General features: G+C 52.2%; 19 protein-coding genes. 11 read left to right on the top strand and 8 right to left on the bottom strand.

Going from position 1 to position 14,917, the window contains the following annotated elements; all coding sequences use genetic code 11:
* Positions 1-482: 482 nt before the first annotated feature.
* Together NNL38_RS17285 and NNL38_RS17280 are read left to right on the top strand one after the other, a co-directional pair.
* Entirely contained in the window at positions 483-2,060 is a 1,578-nt protein-coding gene (locus NNL38_RS17285) for an ATP-binding protein (RefSeq protein ID WP_255391673.1), read from the top strand.
* The gene (locus tag NNL38_RS17280; protein ID WP_255391672.1) at positions 2,060-2,758 is read left to right on the top strand and encodes a response regulator; all 699 of its coding nucleotides are present in this window, start codon (positions 2,060-2,062) and stop codon (positions 2,756-2,758) included. The genes NNL38_RS17285 and NNL38_RS17280 overlap by 1 nt, the downstream gene beginning before the upstream one ends.
* 44 nt (positions 2,759-2,802) lie before the next feature.
* Here NNL38_RS17280 and NNL38_RS17275 read toward each other — a convergent pair whose 3' ends face one another.
* The 4 genes from NNL38_RS17275 to msrP form a co-directional block, all read right to left on the bottom strand.
* Positions 2,803-4,152, bottom strand: a complete 1,350-nt coding sequence (locus NNL38_RS17275; RefSeq protein WP_255391671.1) for an MATE family efflux transporter — start codon at positions 4,150-4,152, stop codon at positions 2,803-2,805.
* Positions 4,149-4,778, bottom strand: a complete 630-nt coding sequence (locus NNL38_RS17270; protein ID WP_255391670.1) for a hypothetical protein — start codon at positions 4,776-4,778, stop codon at positions 4,149-4,151. The genes NNL38_RS17275 and NNL38_RS17270 overlap by 4 nt, the downstream gene beginning before the upstream one ends.
* Positions 4,779-4,967: 189 nt before the next feature.
* Positions 4,968-5,600 carry a protein-methionine-sulfoxide reductase heme-binding subunit MsrQ gene (msrQ, locus tag NNL38_RS17265; RefSeq protein WP_255391669.1) on the bottom strand — a complete coding sequence of 211 codons (633 nt, stop codon included), beginning with the start codon at positions 5,598-5,600 and terminating at the stop codon, positions 4,968-4,970.
* The gene (gene msrP, locus NNL38_RS17260; protein WP_255391668.1) at positions 5,600-6,616 is read right to left on the bottom strand and encodes a protein-methionine-sulfoxide reductase catalytic subunit MsrP; all 1,017 of its coding nucleotides are present in this window, start codon (positions 6,614-6,616) and stop codon (positions 5,600-5,602) included. Before msrP ends, msrQ begins: the two co-directional genes overlap by 1 nt.
* Positions 6,617-6,772: 156 nt before the next feature.
* Between msrP and NNL38_RS17255 the strand changes: the two genes are divergently transcribed.
* Together NNL38_RS17255 and NNL38_RS17250 are read left to right on the top strand one after the other, a co-directional pair.
* Positions 6,773-7,189 (top strand): hypothetical protein, encoded by a 417-nt coding sequence (locus tag NNL38_RS17255; protein ID WP_255391667.1) that lies wholly within the window; start codon positions 6,773-6,775, stop codon positions 7,187-7,189.
* Positions 7,190-7,283: 94 nt separating this feature from the next.
* On the top strand, positions 7,284-7,760 hold the full coding sequence (locus tag NNL38_RS17250) for a hypothetical protein (RefSeq protein WP_255391666.1): 477 nt from the start codon (positions 7,284-7,286) through the stop codon (positions 7,758-7,760).
* 12 nt (positions 7,761-7,772) lie between these two features.
* Here the strand turns inward: NNL38_RS17250 and NNL38_RS17245 are convergent, their stop codons facing one another.
* On the bottom strand, positions 7,773-8,441 hold the full coding sequence (locus NNL38_RS17245) for a cupin domain-containing protein (RefSeq protein ID WP_255391664.1): 669 nt from the start codon (positions 8,439-8,441) through the stop codon (positions 7,773-7,775).
* A gap of 280 nt (positions 8,442-8,721) precedes the next feature.
* Between NNL38_RS17245 and NNL38_RS17240 the strand changes: the two genes are divergently transcribed.
* On the top strand, positions 8,722-9,642 hold the full coding sequence (locus NNL38_RS17240; protein ID WP_255391663.1) for a L,D-transpeptidase family protein: 921 nt from the start codon (positions 8,722-8,724) through the stop codon (positions 9,640-9,642).
* Between the two features lie 52 nt (positions 9,643-9,694).
* Here the strand turns inward: NNL38_RS17240 and NNL38_RS17235 are convergent, their stop codons facing one another.
* Positions 9,695-10,135, bottom strand: a complete 441-nt coding sequence (locus NNL38_RS17235; protein WP_255391662.1) for an Lrp/AsnC family transcriptional regulator — start codon at positions 10,133-10,135, stop codon at positions 9,695-9,697.
* A gap of 109 nt (positions 10,136-10,244) precedes the next feature.
* On the opposite strand from NNL38_RS17235, the gene NNL38_RS17230 reads away from it, so the two are divergent.
* Together NNL38_RS17230 and NNL38_RS17225 are read left to right on the top strand one after the other, a co-directional pair.
* On the top strand, positions 10,245-10,838 hold the full coding sequence (locus tag NNL38_RS17230; protein WP_255391661.1) for a LysE family translocator: 594 nt from the start codon (positions 10,245-10,247) through the stop codon (positions 10,836-10,838).
* 162 nt (positions 10,839-11,000) lie between these two features.
* A complete protein-coding gene (locus NNL38_RS17225; protein WP_255391660.1) occupies positions 11,001-11,951 on the top strand; it encodes a DUF4382 domain-containing protein in 951 nt (316 codons plus the stop codon).
* A gap of 43 nt (positions 11,952-11,994) precedes the next feature.
* On the opposite strand, the gene NNL38_RS24790 is transcribed toward NNL38_RS17225, so the two are convergent.
* Positions 11,995-12,174: a DUF3392 family protein gene (locus tag NNL38_RS24790; protein WP_369414634.1), complete on the bottom strand. Its 180-nt coding sequence runs from the start codon at positions 12,172-12,174 to the stop codon at positions 11,995-11,997.
* A gap of 49 nt (positions 12,175-12,223) precedes the next feature.
* On the opposite strand from NNL38_RS24790, the gene NNL38_RS17220 reads away from it, so the two are divergent.
* The 4 genes from NNL38_RS17220 to NNL38_RS17205 all read left to right on the top strand — a co-directional run bounded on the left by NNL38_RS17220 (position 12,224) and on the right by NNL38_RS17205 (position 14,394).
* Positions 12,224-12,376: a DUF2256 domain-containing protein gene (locus NNL38_RS17220; protein WP_255391659.1), complete on the top strand. Its 153-nt coding sequence runs from the start codon at positions 12,224-12,226 to the stop codon at positions 12,374-12,376.
* A 79-nt stretch (positions 12,377-12,455) separates the two neighbouring features.
* A complete protein-coding gene (arfB, locus tag NNL38_RS17215; protein WP_255391658.1) occupies positions 12,456-12,869 on the top strand; it encodes an alternative ribosome rescue aminoacyl-tRNA hydrolase ArfB in 414 nt (137 codons plus the stop codon).
* 92 nt (positions 12,870-12,961) lie between these two features.
* Positions 12,962-13,411, top strand: coding sequence for a hypothetical protein (locus NNL38_RS17210; RefSeq protein ID WP_255391657.1), 450 nt, complete (start codon positions 12,962-12,964; stop codon positions 13,409-13,411).
* Positions 13,412-13,518: 107 nt separating this feature from the next.
* Complete coding sequence (locus NNL38_RS17205) at positions 13,519-14,394, top strand: aspartoacylase (protein WP_255391656.1); 876 nt, start codon at positions 13,519-13,521, stop codon at positions 14,392-14,394.
* A gap of 71 nt (positions 14,395-14,465) precedes the next feature.
* Here the strand turns inward: NNL38_RS17205 and NNL38_RS17200 are convergent, their stop codons facing one another.
* Positions 14,466-14,780, bottom strand: a complete 315-nt coding sequence (locus tag NNL38_RS17200; RefSeq protein WP_255391655.1) for a DOPA 4,5-dioxygenase family protein — start codon at positions 14,778-14,780, stop codon at positions 14,466-14,468.
* Positions 14,781-14,917 lie beyond the last annotated feature (137 nt).

Raw genomic sequence — 14,917 nt, 5'->3', positions numbered from 1 at the left:
CACACACTAGCCATGTTTGATCCCTCAGCAAGGTAAGGATGAAAATGAGTAAGTATCTCGCGCTGGTCGTGTCACTGTTCGGTGTTTACCTCTCCGTCTGCTCGACAACCTCTGGCTGATCAGCGTTTCGGTGCTGGAATATTTCCTGGTGGTCATCGCTTTCATTGTGGTTGCAACAAGCGGTCCGCGGAATGTGGCGGGGGAATCTTTGCGAGAAGATCGAGTGTTATTGACTGAGCCGCGAAGCCAATTTGCTGAATTCATCTTCGAATTATAAATATGACGTGCCCCGTCTAAAACAGTATCTTATATTCCTGACACTTCAAGGTGCGATGTTCAGCAAGTATGGCTCGATCTTCAGACGCAGCAGTGATTTGAGGAGAGCGTGTTTGATGATGAAGAGTGCTTGAGAGACCTTCTTACATTAATGGCCGCCCCTTCCTGCGGGATGTGGGTCAATCGAGGCAGTAGGCAAACAGAATATGGGAACAATGATACGGAAGTTGACCGGGGGTGTTCGAAGCTATATCCGGCTAAAGGCCATTATCATGATTGTGGTCACCACCTTGATTGGCTCGGTCACCATGGTGGCGTTGACCAAACTTTCAATGGACAACGGCTTAATGCGCTATGTGAACAGTACCGAGCAGCAGCGCACGGAGCAGCTCATTGCGTTACTGGAGCAGGCGTTACCCGGCTACCTGGAGCAGCGCGTGAGTCCGCACCTCTGGTGGCCGAAGCTGGTGAACTCAACCAAGGGCGAGGTTGAGGCGCCGCAATGGCAACCCACGCAAATCTCAGATTTCGCGAAAGAGTTTGAACCTGAGTTTATGCACCCCCCGCCGGATGGCATGGTTCGTTATGAACGTCATCCGCCGCCACCGTCAGCGGGTGGTCCGGGGTTGGGCGAGGGGCGACCACCGAAGCATCCTCGCCCGAGGCTGGGCGATGTGGTCCACAGCGATTTTGAGTTGCGGGTTTTTTTGCTGGATGCGGAAAAGAAAAAAATTGTCGGTCCGTTACAACATGAGGATCAGATCTTACACCCTTTACACCATCAGGGAGAGATTATCGGGTATCTGGGTTATATCCAGCCGGAGACTCTGGCTGAGGCGACAGAAGCTCAGTTTGTCGAAGAGTTTAATTCCAGCCTGATTTGGATATGGGCGGTATCCTGCGGCTTGACGCTGGCCATCGCGTTCCCCTGGGCTCATTCATTATTGAAAACCATTGAGGTCTTTAACAATGGTGTGCGTCAGTTGGCGCTTGGTACTTATGAAACTCGGGTTAAAATTGAGCGTGAAGATGAGCTGGGTCAGTTGGCAAGCGACATTAATCACCTGGCTGCGGTACTGGAGCAGAATGAGCGCGCCAGGCAGCAGTGGATCGCAGATATTTCTCATGAGCTGCGAAACCCGCTGGCAATCATGCAGGCGGAAGTGGAAGCGGTTCAGGATGGTGTCAGGCAAAACGGTGAATCGACCATGAAATCGATTCACCACAATGTCACGCATTTATCGCACTTGGTAAATGATTTGTATGAGCTGTCGCTCAGCGATATTGGCGCCCTGAGTTATGATAAGTTTTCTGCCCCACCGGTGGCACTCATGGAACAATGTGTCGACTTGTACCGTGATGCTTTTGATGAAAAAGGACTGGAACTGACTGTGCGATATATCGGTGAGCGTGAAACCATGATGGCCCTGACAATGGAGCTGGATCAGATCCGCATTCAGCAACTGTTTTCAAATCTGCTCAAAAACTCACTGAAATATACCGACGCTGGTGGGAAGCTTGAAGTGGTCTGTCAGCACCAGCACAGCCACTTACAAATTGCATTTAATGATTCAGCGCCGGGTCTGTCAGACGATGATTTGGCGCAGATGTTTGAGCGGCTGTTTCGCGCCGACCCGGCGAGACAGCGTAATAAATCTGGTGGGGCAGGCCTGGGCTTGTCTATTTGTCGCAGTATTGCCGAAGCGCATGGCATGCAATTATCTGCAGAACATTCAGAGCTTGGCGGCGTGAGTATACAAGTCGGCATCACCTTGGAGCAATAATGGAACATATTTTAGTTGTAGAAGACGAAGTGCAGCTGGCTGCGCTGACAGAGGATTACCTGAAGGCAGCCGGCTATCGGACCAGTGCATTGCATGAAGGGAGCGGGGTTGTTGCGTGGGTGAAAACGAATCAGCCGGATCTCATCTTGCTGGATTGTATGCTGCCGGGGAAAGACGGGGTCTCGATATGCCGGGAATTGCGGACGTTTACCCAGGTCCCTATTTTGATGGTGACAGCAAAGGTTGATGAAATCGATCGCTTGATTGGCCTGGAAATCGGGGCGGATGATTATATTTGTAAGCCATGCAGTTTGCGTGAGGTGGTGGCACGCGTGAAGGCCGTACTCAGGCGCTACTCGCTGGTACCACAGCATTTTATTCCGGAAACGGAGGCTGAAACACCGGCGGCGCCGGTTCTTCAGCTGGATAAAACGAAGTTTAAAGCGACGTTAAAAGGTCAGGCGCTGGATTTGACCGCGGTTGAATTTGCGATGTTGGATGTTCTGGCCTCGTCGCCGGGCCGAGTCTATTCCCGCAGTCAGCTGATGGAAGCGATTTACCGGGACAACCGGATTGTCAGTGAGCGTACCATTGACAGTCATATTAAAAAGCTGCGGAAGAAGTTTACCGAGGTTCAGCCGGATGAAGAGCTGATCCACTCGGTATACGGTGCCGGCTACAAGCTCGAATACTTCTGAAAGAAAACAGGTAGCTCCGGCTGCCTGTTTTGTGATTGAATCGCTTAGGCGACTGAATACACCGGCCGGACGTTCTTGCGCAAACTCAGCAGTAACCAGACAGTGAGCAGGCTGCTGCAGACTGGCAGCGCCATCCAAACGCCGTGAATTCCGGCCAGCGCGGCAAAAGCGAAGATGAAACCGCTGATTAGAACCAGTTTGCCGCCTGTCAGCAGGGATGCCTCTTTGGGACGGTTGATGGACTGGAAGTAGGTGGCACCAACCAGTAGCAATCCTTCCATCGGTAATCCCCAGAAGTAGAGCTGCATCCCCTGGACCGCATCCGGCAAGATGCTGGTTTGGGTGCCGGCAAACAGATAGACGAAATACTCCGGGAAACTGTAAATGACTGCCATTCCGCTCAGCGCAACCAGTAAGGTGACAGCAAACGCCAGGTTTCGGGTCTGGATGACGCGGTCTGTTTGGCCGGCGCCGGTGTTATAGCTGGTGATTGGCTGAATACCCAGGGCGATCCCCTCGAAAACCAGGTAGAAAAAAGCCTCGGTGTAGCTGACGACACCGTAGGCGGCGACATCCATGGCGTCCCCGACCCAGAGAAACGCCTTGTTGTGCAGCGTCAGGACGACGGATAAATAGAGGTACATCAGCAAGCTGGAAAAACCCAGCCGGCAGATCTCCAAGGTGTTTTGCCAGGTCAGTTTCAGGGTGTGTTTGTGGATCCGCAAGGTGGCTCTTGAGCTAAAAAAGTGCTGTAGACAGAGCAAGGCGGTCACCGCCTGAGAGAGCATGGTGGCAATGGCTGCACCGGTTAGCCCCCAGGGAAGCACCACAATAAACAGCCAGTCGAGAAACACGTTGAGGATGCCGCCGAAGATCATGATCAATGTGACCCGGTTGGGCTGACCATCGTTGCGCAGCAGGGCTGAAAAGGCCATCGCGAGGATCGGGAAAATGCCCAGCGCGAAATACCACAGCAGATAGTCCGAAGCCATCTGCAGGATTTCACCTTCTGCCCCGAGCCAGCTGAGCAAGTCATCCCGGCAGACAACCCCCAGCGTACACACAATCAGGGCGGCAATGGCGCAGAGCGTTAAGGTTTGCCCGGCGATTTGCTGTGCAGCGCGGGTGTTGCCTTCCCCCAGTTTCATGGAAACCAGCGCCGATGCCCCCATCCCAATCATGGCTCCGACGGCATAAAGAACCGAGCCGATCGGATAACCCAGCATGATCCCCGCCAGACCCTGTTCGCCGATGAAGTGGCCAACAAACATGCCGTCGACCGTGACGTAAATCCCGGTGACCAGCATGGCGGCGATTGTCGGAACGGTATAGCGAACAAACAGCTTGAAAATGCTGTCATCCCGCAGCGCGAGGTGAGATGGGGACGTGGTCATAGTAACGGGTACACGGCAGTGAGCAGGAGATAGCGGTGAACGGTTTTACCGTCGCTGTGGCGCTTCAGAGGGTGGTGGATCTGGTGCGTTCCGTCCATGATGTGCAGTCGCTGGGCAAGCGTTTCAGGGAAGGATTGTGCGCTGTCGAGCAGGCGAATACCATCAGCCTGATAGTCGTTGATATTATCCGGGAGTTGTCCCAGCCACCAGGCCGGCAGCTCTTTACTGGCCTTGCTGCGGTCAAACCAGTGATCGGCGACCAAAATCAGGTAATGCGGATGGGAATGGGCCTGGCATGCGGTTTTGACGGAATCAACGGCTGCAACAAGTGACTCCCGACGTGCCAGGTTTGCACTGACCAAGCGATGAGCAACAACCCAGAGGGTGAACTGGGGGGTCTCAAGCCGAAAGATCGGCTGGTCAGCCTTGCCTTCTTGCTCTAAAACCTGCAGCTGGGCTGGAATGTCGGCCTGGCTCAGCGTTGCAACAATCCGGCGACACAGTGCTTTACCCAGGTGGTCTCCACGCATTCCCCGGTTGTGTACCGTCGGATAATGCTGCTCACAGAGCTGCAAGCAGTCAGCTTTAAATTGTTGAATACTGACGGAGAGTAGATCACTGATCAAGAAAGTTTAGCCTCATCAAACGAGCTGCCTGCCACATTGCGTTTGATGATCGCTCACGCTGGCAGCCCGAAAACACGCGAAGTGCTTATCCTATCAGAAAATCAGCACGGGCTTGATGGTTTTTCAGGGGGTTAGGACGGGAAAATGCAGCCTGGCACTCAGTTTGCGTTCCCAGGCTGCCGAAATGATTTAGCTCCGCTCTGTTGAGGGGCGGCGCAACGGGAGGCCGGGTAGCCAACGCCGTATCGTCTTGTGGCGAAAGCTGAGTAGAATCAGGGCAATGACGATATAAATCGCAGGCTCTACCAAGCCGGATTTGACCGACCAGTAATAGTGGATTGGTGCCAGCAGAATGGCAAGATAGACCCAGTTATGGAGTTTCTGCCAACGTGGACCTAAGCGTCGTTGCATGCCCTGGGTGGAGGTTACGGCCAAAGCCAGCAGGATCAGCCAGCATATGGCACCCAGGGTTAAATAAGGCCGGGCGACAATTTCACTCAGCAGCAGGGAGCCATTGAAACCGAGGTCCAGGGCCAGATAAACCCCCAGGTGCAATACAGCCCAGAAAAAGCTGTAGAGTCCCAGCAACCGGCGCACTTTCATCAGCGCCCCTTGTCTGAACTTGCGCGCCACAGGTGAGATCAGCAGAGTCAGGATCAAGGTGTTCAGGGCGGCTTTGCCGGTAAAGTGGCTCAGGCCCTCCACCGGATCAGCGCCGAAACCGCCTGACAGAGTGTTGGTGATCAGCAGGGCGACAAAAGCTAGCGAAATCAGATGAATGACTACTTTCAGCCCGGTGATATGACGTGCCGTGAGCTTCATTAAAACTGCTTCCTCAAGTCCATGCCTTTGTACAGCCGGGCCACCTGATCAGCATAGCCATTGAACATCAGGGTCGGCTGGCGGCGACTGCTGAACAGGCTGCCTTCGCCGATAAACCTTTCACTGGCCTGGCTCCAGCGGGGGTGATCTACTGTTGGGTTCACATTGGCATAGAATCCGTACTCATGAGGTGCCAGTAAATTCCAGGTAGTCGGTGGCTGACGGTCGGTCAACTGGATACGGACAATTGACTTAATGCTTTTGAAGCCGTATTTCCAGGGCACGACCAGTCGGATCGGCGCACCGTTTTGCGGTGCCAGGTTTTTGCCGTAGAGGCCAACCGCGATCAGGGTCAGTGGATGCATGGCTTCATCCAGCCGCAACCCTTCCACATAGGGGTAATCGATCCCACCTCCCAATCTTCTGGAAGCTTGTCCCGGCATTTGCTTCGGATCGTACAAAGTCTGAAAAGCGACATATTTCGCCTTGCCCATCGGGTTTGCCAGGCGTAGCAGGCTGGCTAAGGGAAAGCCGATCCAGGGAACGTTCATTGACCAGGCTTCAACACAGCGTAGGCGGTATATACGCTCTTCCAGAGGGAATTTGCTGAAAATATCTTCATAGCCCAGGGTGAGGGGGTTGTGTACCAGTCCGCCGACTTCTACGGTCCATGGGTTAGTCTTGAAGTTACCGGAGCGGGCAGCCGGGTCCGATTTATCGGTCCCGAACTCATAAAAGTTATTGTATTTGAGGATTTTCTCTTCTGGTGTCAGTGAGAGCGAACGATTTGAATATGCAGAGCTCTGACTTGCAAGCGCCCGACGCTTATCCGGGGTCTGCTTGGGCTCGGATCCCAGAAGGCTATCAAACAGACCGGCGTCGGCATGCGTGGCCAGAGGCATCCCCACCAGGGTAATTCCCAGCTTTTTCAGGATTTCCCGGCGCTGGCGGTAAATGGGCTCTGGGGTGGCATCACTTTCCTTCAGTGACCAGTCTGGTGTTTTCTTGATATACATAATCGTCCTTTGACCAATTGGGTTTTTCGCAAACGCTTGATGGATCAGTAGACCCGGTCACACGCATATAAATTTCATGATATTGCCCTTTGCATTTTTTCTGAAAGAGGTTATGTTGCGCCGCGATACTGAGATTTACAGCTTCAGGGAATAGGGATGTATAAACGCGCATTATTACTGGCTCTTACTTTGGCACTACCACAGCAGGTTTTCGCAGCAAAGTCACCACTCACCGCTGGCGTCTATGTGGGGGATCCGTCGTCTGGACTGACGGTGAAATACCGACAGGATGCGCAGTTTTCTCTCGGGTTAGATACCTTAAGTGTGACGGCAGATGCGCTGTGGAATGCTTCCGATCTCAGCCAAGGCTCGCTGTATTCACCGTTTCACCTCATCACTGGTGTGCAATGGGTCGATGATGAGTCTTATCAGCTGGCTGTTCGTGCCGGCTTGGGCATGGAAATCCCTTTTGACACTTTCGATCTCTATGCGGAGGGCGTGATGGCTCAATACTTCCATGAGGATTCCGACTCCCGGTTTGAAGGGGCGATCGGGATCCGCTTCCCGTTATAGTTTCACCTTCACGATCAAAATAAAGAACCATTGGACACAAGCAGGGCTGCCACGCAACGCACAACAAGTGGGGGCACCCTGCTGAGTTTTGAATATGACTGACTCCCATTTGTATGACGCTGATCTGGAACTACAGCATCTTTATCTGGAGGTCCATGCTGAGCGCTTCCATTATCTTGAGATGTACCTCGAAGGGTATTACTGCTACCGTCACCAACTCGTCACCCGACAGGGGAAAGCGGACTGGACACAGATCTTTGATTATGCGCAGCGCTCACTGGCGGCACAGCGGGTGCCCGATCGTAAGCAACTGGTCCGATTATTCCGGTTGCCCTTGTCCGCTCTGACCGGAAAGTTGAAAACTCTGATCCGGGATGACGCATTGACTTACGCAAGCCTGGCGCAATGCCTGGATGAACATCTGGACTATGTGATCCTGACCCGGGCAGAGTGGCAACAGCTCAAAGCAGCCGGGCTCGAGAACCGGATGCCGGCCGGTTACTATCAACCGGGTACAGTGCATTACCAGCAGACCATGGCTCGTTTTCAAGCCTTATCCATCGCGTTTTAAAACCCATTGGGCCTAAACTGGTAAATGACCGGTTTTCATCAGCATCAGGCAGCCGCTTTGACTGGCTGGCTGGTGCTTACTGCCGGGCGGGTTTCTGATCCAGGTGCCTTGTCCGTATGTTCCTTCCTCATCGGAAAAATCACCGGAGAGGATAAACACTTCTTCTCCGCCTTCATGTTGGTGGCTGGCCAGGCAGGTATCGTGCGCCCAGCGGACCAGCGAGGTTTGCTCATGGCCGAAGCCGTGTAACGGCAGGATGGTGGTTTGACGGTCAATACCCGGTTGCCAGCTCGCATTGTGAGTATCAAGACGAAATACGTCGTGGTCATCTTTAGGGAACATGTTGAGCTTGACGTAGAGCAGGCATCCGCTGTCGCTGCGCGGCGCGTGGCATGATCCTGGTGGATTACGGATATAGGTCCCGGCCGGATAGTTGCCAAATTCGTCCTGGAAGATACCTTCAAGGACGAAAATTTCCTCACCGTTCGGATGATAATGAGCGCTAAAGTGGGTGTTTGGCTCATAGCGCACCAGGCTGGTGACTTGTCCGGATTCAGCAGCTTCCCGTTCGAGTGGGATCCGCCACACCCCGGGTAAGGGGGAAGCCAGCCAGGTTTGGGTGCTGGTATCGATCGTGACACGTTCGTGTCGATCCATATTCAAGGGGGATAATGGGTTCATGGGGAGGCCCTTATCTGCTTTCTCCTATAGTTTATACCCGAAGAACCGGATCAGCGTAAGTTATCAAGGAAAGACGGTTGTATTTGCGAGACAGGATATTTTTGTGGTGTATTTTTACCTGGTGATGACGAAGCAAAGCGCCCAGGTGGGTAGGATTCAGTGGTTGGCGAAATCCGGGTGATGTTTCGGATGCATGTCTTAAAGTTGAGAAGCGACTGGTGCAAGCTCAACACTTTGCGCCTTTCAGCCATACTTACTCATAAATCAGTTGGAGGATTTTGTGTTTCGTTCATTGCTCATTTATTTACTCTGCCTCTTGTCGGTGACGGTTCAAGCCATTGAGTACCCACGACCCGCTGCGGATAGCAAGCTGGTCGGGTTGATGGAATATTACCAGGTGAACGAAGGGGAAAGCATGGCTGACATCGCCAATAAGTTCGGTGTCGGCTTTCTGGCATTGATGGAATCAAACCAGGGGGTCGATCCATTCCTGCCAACCCCGGGGACCTTGTTAACCGTGCCAACGCAACTGATCCTGCCAGATGTGAAACGCGAAGGGATTGTGATCAATCTAGCCGAGCTGCGCCTGTATTACTTTCCGAAGGATAACCCGGAGCGGATGTATGTGTTCCCAATCGGGATCGGGCGGGTCGGACGGGAAACCCCACTGATGACGACTTCCGTCAGCCAGAAAATTGTCGACCCGACCTGGACCCCAACGGCGAACATCCGGCGTGAATACCGGGAAAAACACGGGATTGAATTGCCGGGGGTCGTGCCTGCGGGGCCAGAAAACCCACTGGGTGAATACGCCATGCGCCTGGCATACGGCAGCGGCCAATATTTAATCCACGGCACCAATAAAGATTTTGGCATTGGGATGCGAGTCAGCTCCGGTTGTATCCGGATGAACCCTTGGGATATCGAGTGGCTGTTTCCTCAGGTTGCCAAAGGGACGCGCGTCAAAGTGATTAATCAGCCACTGAAGCAAACGGTAGAGCCGGATGGCTCGGTTTATGTGGAAGTTCATCAGCCTTTGTCGCGCTCTGAATCCCAGGTCGGTGAGCATAAGCCGGTTTCTGCGACAAAGACACTGCAGACGGCTGTGCAACATGATACCGAAGCTGAAAGTCGCCTGAGCCGGGCTCTGGTGATGCAAACCGGGATCCCACAGGCGTTGATCCGCGAAGCTTCGCTTTAATACCAATCACAGTAAGCGAGTGATCAGAAATAGCGAGAGCATTATGCTCTCGCTAGCGTTCGTCCTTCGGGGTTTCCATCACCACCAGGGTGGAGATGGCAATGACCTGAGGGATTTCTCCCAGTACATCAGAATGAAAGCGTTTATAAGCGCTGAGATTTGAGGTCTCAACCCGCAGTAAGTATTCACTGTTGCCGGTAATATTGTGGCATTCCGTTACTTCCTTCGCAGTCTGGAGTCGTTGCTCAAAATCGAGTTGTGAGCGTTTGCCATGGCTGGAGAGTCCGATGGTGACATAGGCAATGAACCCGATGCCCATTTTCCCCGGATCCAGAACCGCACGATAGCCTTTAATGATCCCGCTGCGCTCCAATTCCTGAACCCGCCGCAGGGTGGCTGAAGGAGAGAGACCGATCCGCTCCGCCAGCTCGACGTTGGATAACCGACCATTTGATTTCAGCTCGCGCAATATTCTTTCGTCAAATCTGTCCATGTTGAATTTATCTTGCTAAATGAATGAGACTGGCACATTGATAGACACAAAATTGCGGCTACCTCCCGTTAATATATACCCAAAGCTCATGAATAAGGAATGAATCAATATGGACTATCAACATCTGCTGGCGCTGGCAAGCTTCGCATTTGTCTCTACGGTCTCCCCTGGCCCCAACAATATTATGCTGATGGCTTCCGGTGCGAATGTCGGCTTTCTCCGGACGGTCCCACATATGCTGGGCATTGTGTTTGGGTTTAGCTTTATGGTGATCCTGGTCGGGGTCGGTCTGATGGGCGTTTTTACGGCATACCCCGTGGTGCATCAGATTCTACAAGTGGGTTGCCTGCTGTATTTATTCTATCTCGCTTTTAAAATTGCTCGCAGTCGTGCCGGGAGTCACAACGCGTTGGATTATCGCCCGCTGAGCTTTTTGGCTGCGGCAAACTTTCAGTGGATCAATCCAAAGGCGTGGTCAATGGCCCTGACCGCCGTGAGTGTGTATAACCTCTCGGCCAACTGGCAGGGTGTTGTGTTGGTTTCAGCTGTGTTTGCAGCGGTCAATGTGCCGTCTGTCAGTGTCTGGACTGTGGCGGGCAAGCAACTGCAACACCTGCTGAATAATACTGAGCGGATGAAATGGTTTAACTATGGGATGGCAGCGTTGTTGGTCGCTTCAACCTTGCCGATGATGGACTTTTAGTATTGATACGTCATTTTGAACGGTATTTAAATGAAAACGGGCCAGAACATCTCCCTTTGGTAAAATTTCTGTCAGGTTTTACCTGGTTGCAGGTGGAGCGGTTGGGGGCCTGTTCACAAGACGATATGCTTATGGGAAATAATTGAGTCGTGAGTAGTATCAATGCATAAATATATTCTTGCCTCCTTGGTTAGTGCATTTCTGATTGGGTGTAATTCAGACGGTTCCGATGGTGAAGCGGCCGGCACCATGAGCTTGGCTTTCTCCGATGCGCCGGTGGACAACCTGACTAAGGTGTGTGTCGCGTTTGATGAAATTGAGGTACACCATACGAACGGGAGCGAATCCAGTTGGGGGACGACATCTTTCGCCGCGGATCAAAGCTCTGCCGAGTGTATCCCGCAAGGGATGTCGATTCCGGTGGATAGCGACGGCCATCCGGAGTTTATGGTGATTAACCTGATGGCCTACCAGGGCGAACAGTCACTCCAGGTTTTGAGTGATGAACAGCTTACCGCAGGGCAATACACACAACTGCGATTGTCGGTTCTTGAAAATGAGAAATATACAGACAATAACGCAACGCCTTATTCGCATGTGGTTACCGATACGGATGCCGTTGAAGGGATCCGGGTGCCAAGCGGTGAACTCAAGCTGGATGGTTTTCAGGTTGAAGCCAATGCAACGCAGGCCTATACGTTGGAATTTGATCTGCGTAAAAGTATGGTGAGCAACGCCAACGGGTACCAACTCAAGCCACGTGGGGTCCGGCTGGTAAATAATGATGCCGTCGCGACGATTTCAGGCCAGGTTGAAGCCGCGGGCGTGTGTGATAGCACTATCGACGATGCTTACATCTACGTTTACCAAGCCCCGACGAATGGTATTTATGGCGATTTAGGTTCAGCAACGGAGCCGTACACAACAGCAGGTGTTGATACCGAGACTGGTGAGTATGAAATCGGTTATCTACCGTTGGGCAACTATGATGTCACTTTGGTCTGCAACGGCTCGGAAGATGATCCGGAGCAGGGCGGTGAGCAACTGAATTTTGAGACGCAGATGTTCGTCGACGTCGAGCTGCTCGCGGCTGGCGCAACCTTTAATTTCTAAGCTCTTTTAACCCGCCGCTCGGCGGGTTTTTTCTACCCTCAATTTACACCTGCCGGTGACGTTGCGCCCAGGTGCCAATGAAAACAAAGGTGGTTACAACTATGCCGACCAGCCAGGCATTCGGCAGGTGGCTGAGCTGGCGACTGAGCCAGGGAGCAGCTGAGACAATCAGGAAGCCAAACCCGAATGCGTCGACGAAAATGAATACTGCTGTACGAAGGATGACGTTGGACAGAATAGCCTGATCGGTAATAACAACAGAAGGGTCGAGGATGAATAAAGCGGAACTGCCCGAGAAGATTTGTCCGATCTGTGGGCGGCCATTTCGCTGGCGTAAGAAATGGCAAAAATGCTGGGAACAAGTTCGTTATTGCTCCGAGCGTTGCCGGCGTGCGCGCCGAACAGGCCGGGAAAAGGAGGGTTGATCCCAACGCTGCCATAAACCGCGGGCTTGCGGTTATAATGCTGATGAGAAACTTATTTTAACAGACGTGCGTTTATATCATGCTAGCGATTTCGAATACGGTGCAATTGGCTGACTGGGAAATTGATATTTCCGCGATCCGGGCTCAGGGTGCGGGTGGGCAGAATGTCAACAAAGTCTCCAGTGCAATCCATCTGCGATTTGACATCAAACGGTCATCTTTACCTGTTTTTTATAAAGAGCGCTTACTTCAACTTGCGGATCAGCGAATTACCAAAGACGGGATCATCATCATCAAGGCACAGCAGTATCGGACCCAGGAGCAAAACCGGGAAGATGCCTTATTGCGGTTGCAGACGTTGATTCAATCGGTCGCAGTGCAGCAGAAAGCGCGCAAGGCCACCAAACCGACCAAAGGATCGCAGCGACGTCGGATGGACAAAAAATCGCAGCGCGGCCAGGTTAAGTCCATGCGTGGCAAAGTGAAGTTTTGAGCAGGTTAACAGTTTTGCCTTTTATCGGGTGAAAGGGCCCCCAATAGGGTTTAGCTTCTTGGCTAACGCCATGAAATGTATAGGTGATAGGGATGTCGGAGAAGAAGCAGCATCAGCTGTTGCAGCTGTTTTTACGCGAATCAGAACGGGTTCGGTTAGTGGATTTATCTGCGTTGCCAACGCTGGATGACAGTGAGCATCAGTACATGCAGCACTGGCTGGCAACCAAGCGCCCGTTCAGTTGTGAAGAGGTGCCGGTTCAGCATTGGCTTAAAACCTGTAGTGCCGGGTATGTGACTGAAATGATATTTCACCCGGATGGGACCGTAGAGGAGCTGGGTTTATTCAGCCGTCAGAAAGGGACAGGCACCTGGCAGGTGAATGACGGGGGGTTAGATATTGAGCTTCGTCGTGGGGATGACCGTTATTACTTTACGGTGATTGCCAACAAGCAGAGCAGTATTCATTCTGCCATTGAGTACAAAAATCACACCTTGCACTCATATCTCAAGCTGGCGCAGCTGCACCCTGTGAATATGTAATCACTTTTTTAAAGCATTTCCTGGTTGAAACTAATATTTATTTCAGTATCTTGAAATAAATATTGAACAAAGTGAGAGTCAGGCTTGTGAACACAAGGACGAATGCAATGAAAACGGTCGCGGTTGTTGGTGGCACCCATGGCAATGAATTCAGCGGGATCTACCTGTTGCGAAAGTGGCAGCAGCAACCGGAGCGCATTGCCCGCAATAGCTTTACCACCCAAACCGTGTTTGCTAACCCGAAGGCGTTTGAAGAAAACAAACGTTATCTGGACGTTGATTTGAACCGTCAGTTTGGTTTGGATGATTTGAATAATCCGGCGCTGGCGAACTACGAACAAAGCCGCGCCAAGGTGATCAATCAACAGTTAGGGCCGAAAGGGAACGCCAAAACTGACTATATTATCGATTTACACAATACCACCAGTAATATGGGACCGACGCTGATCCTGCTGCAAACGGATGCGTTTAACCGCCAGCTCGGGGCCTATGTCAAAGCGCGGATGCCGGAAGCGGTGGTGGTGCTGGAAGATCAAACCTCAGTCGAAGAACACCTGTTTCTGAGTTCGATCACGCCGCAGGGAGTGATTGTGGAAGTGGGGCCGCAGTCGCAGTCCGTACTGCGCCAGGATGTGTTGGACTGGATGGAAACCATGACCCAGCATATTCTGGATTTCATTGAGCTGCACAACACCGATGCGGTACCGGAATTACCGGCTTCGTATGAAGCGTTTAAATATGAAGAAACGCTCAAGCTGCCGGAAGATGAACACGGCGAGCGGATCGGGATGGTGCACCGCAATGTGCAGGATGCCGATTTTAAACCGCTGCGCCCGGGCGATCCGATTTATACCTTGTTCGACGGCACGGAAGTGTGCTGGGAAGGTGACTATGAGGCCTATCCGCATTTTATTAACGAAGCGGCCTATTATGACAACAATCTTGCGATGTCCCTGGCCCGGAAAGTGACGGTCGAGGTCTGATCCGCGACTGGTATAAATTACGAAGAGCAGCGCCGTATGAAGCTGCTCTTTGTGTGTGTGGATACAGGGGGCTAAAAAATATGGGTATGAATTGGCAACTGCTGCCCGAGCCACTGTGCCCGGGTTGTGTGATCGGCCAGCTCTTCGTCACTCACCGGATGGATCAGCACTGAAAGCCCCTGTCTGTGTTGATCCAACCATTCAATGAACCCGAACTTGTTATTACGGAAATGCACTTCGAACATTGGCTTGTCATGTGGACCGACTTTGCGGTGGACGAGCGGAAAGATCGCCGCAATGTCGGTTCGCTCGAGGCGGATTTGATGGTGAATGGCCTCAGCGGTGGCCTGCTCGGGCAGATCAAAGTAAATATGAGCATGATACATGGTCAGTTTCTCCGAATACCGTGTTGTTGGTATAATCATTAAACTGATTGTATATCAATGAAATAGGAAGACCAGCATGGGATTTTGACGAAATTGTTCAGATTTATTGAAGGAATGAAGAGCTGGTGGCTGACTAG

Origin of the sequence: Photobacterium atrarenae, from assembly GCF_024380015.1 — a bacterium.
GTDB classification, from domain to species: Bacteria; Pseudomonadota; Gammaproteobacteria; order Enterobacterales; family Vibrionaceae; genus Photobacterium; species Photobacterium atrarenae.
The sequence above is the reverse complement of the archived record's forward strand: the minus strand, read 5'-3'. Positions and strand labels throughout refer to the sequence as shown.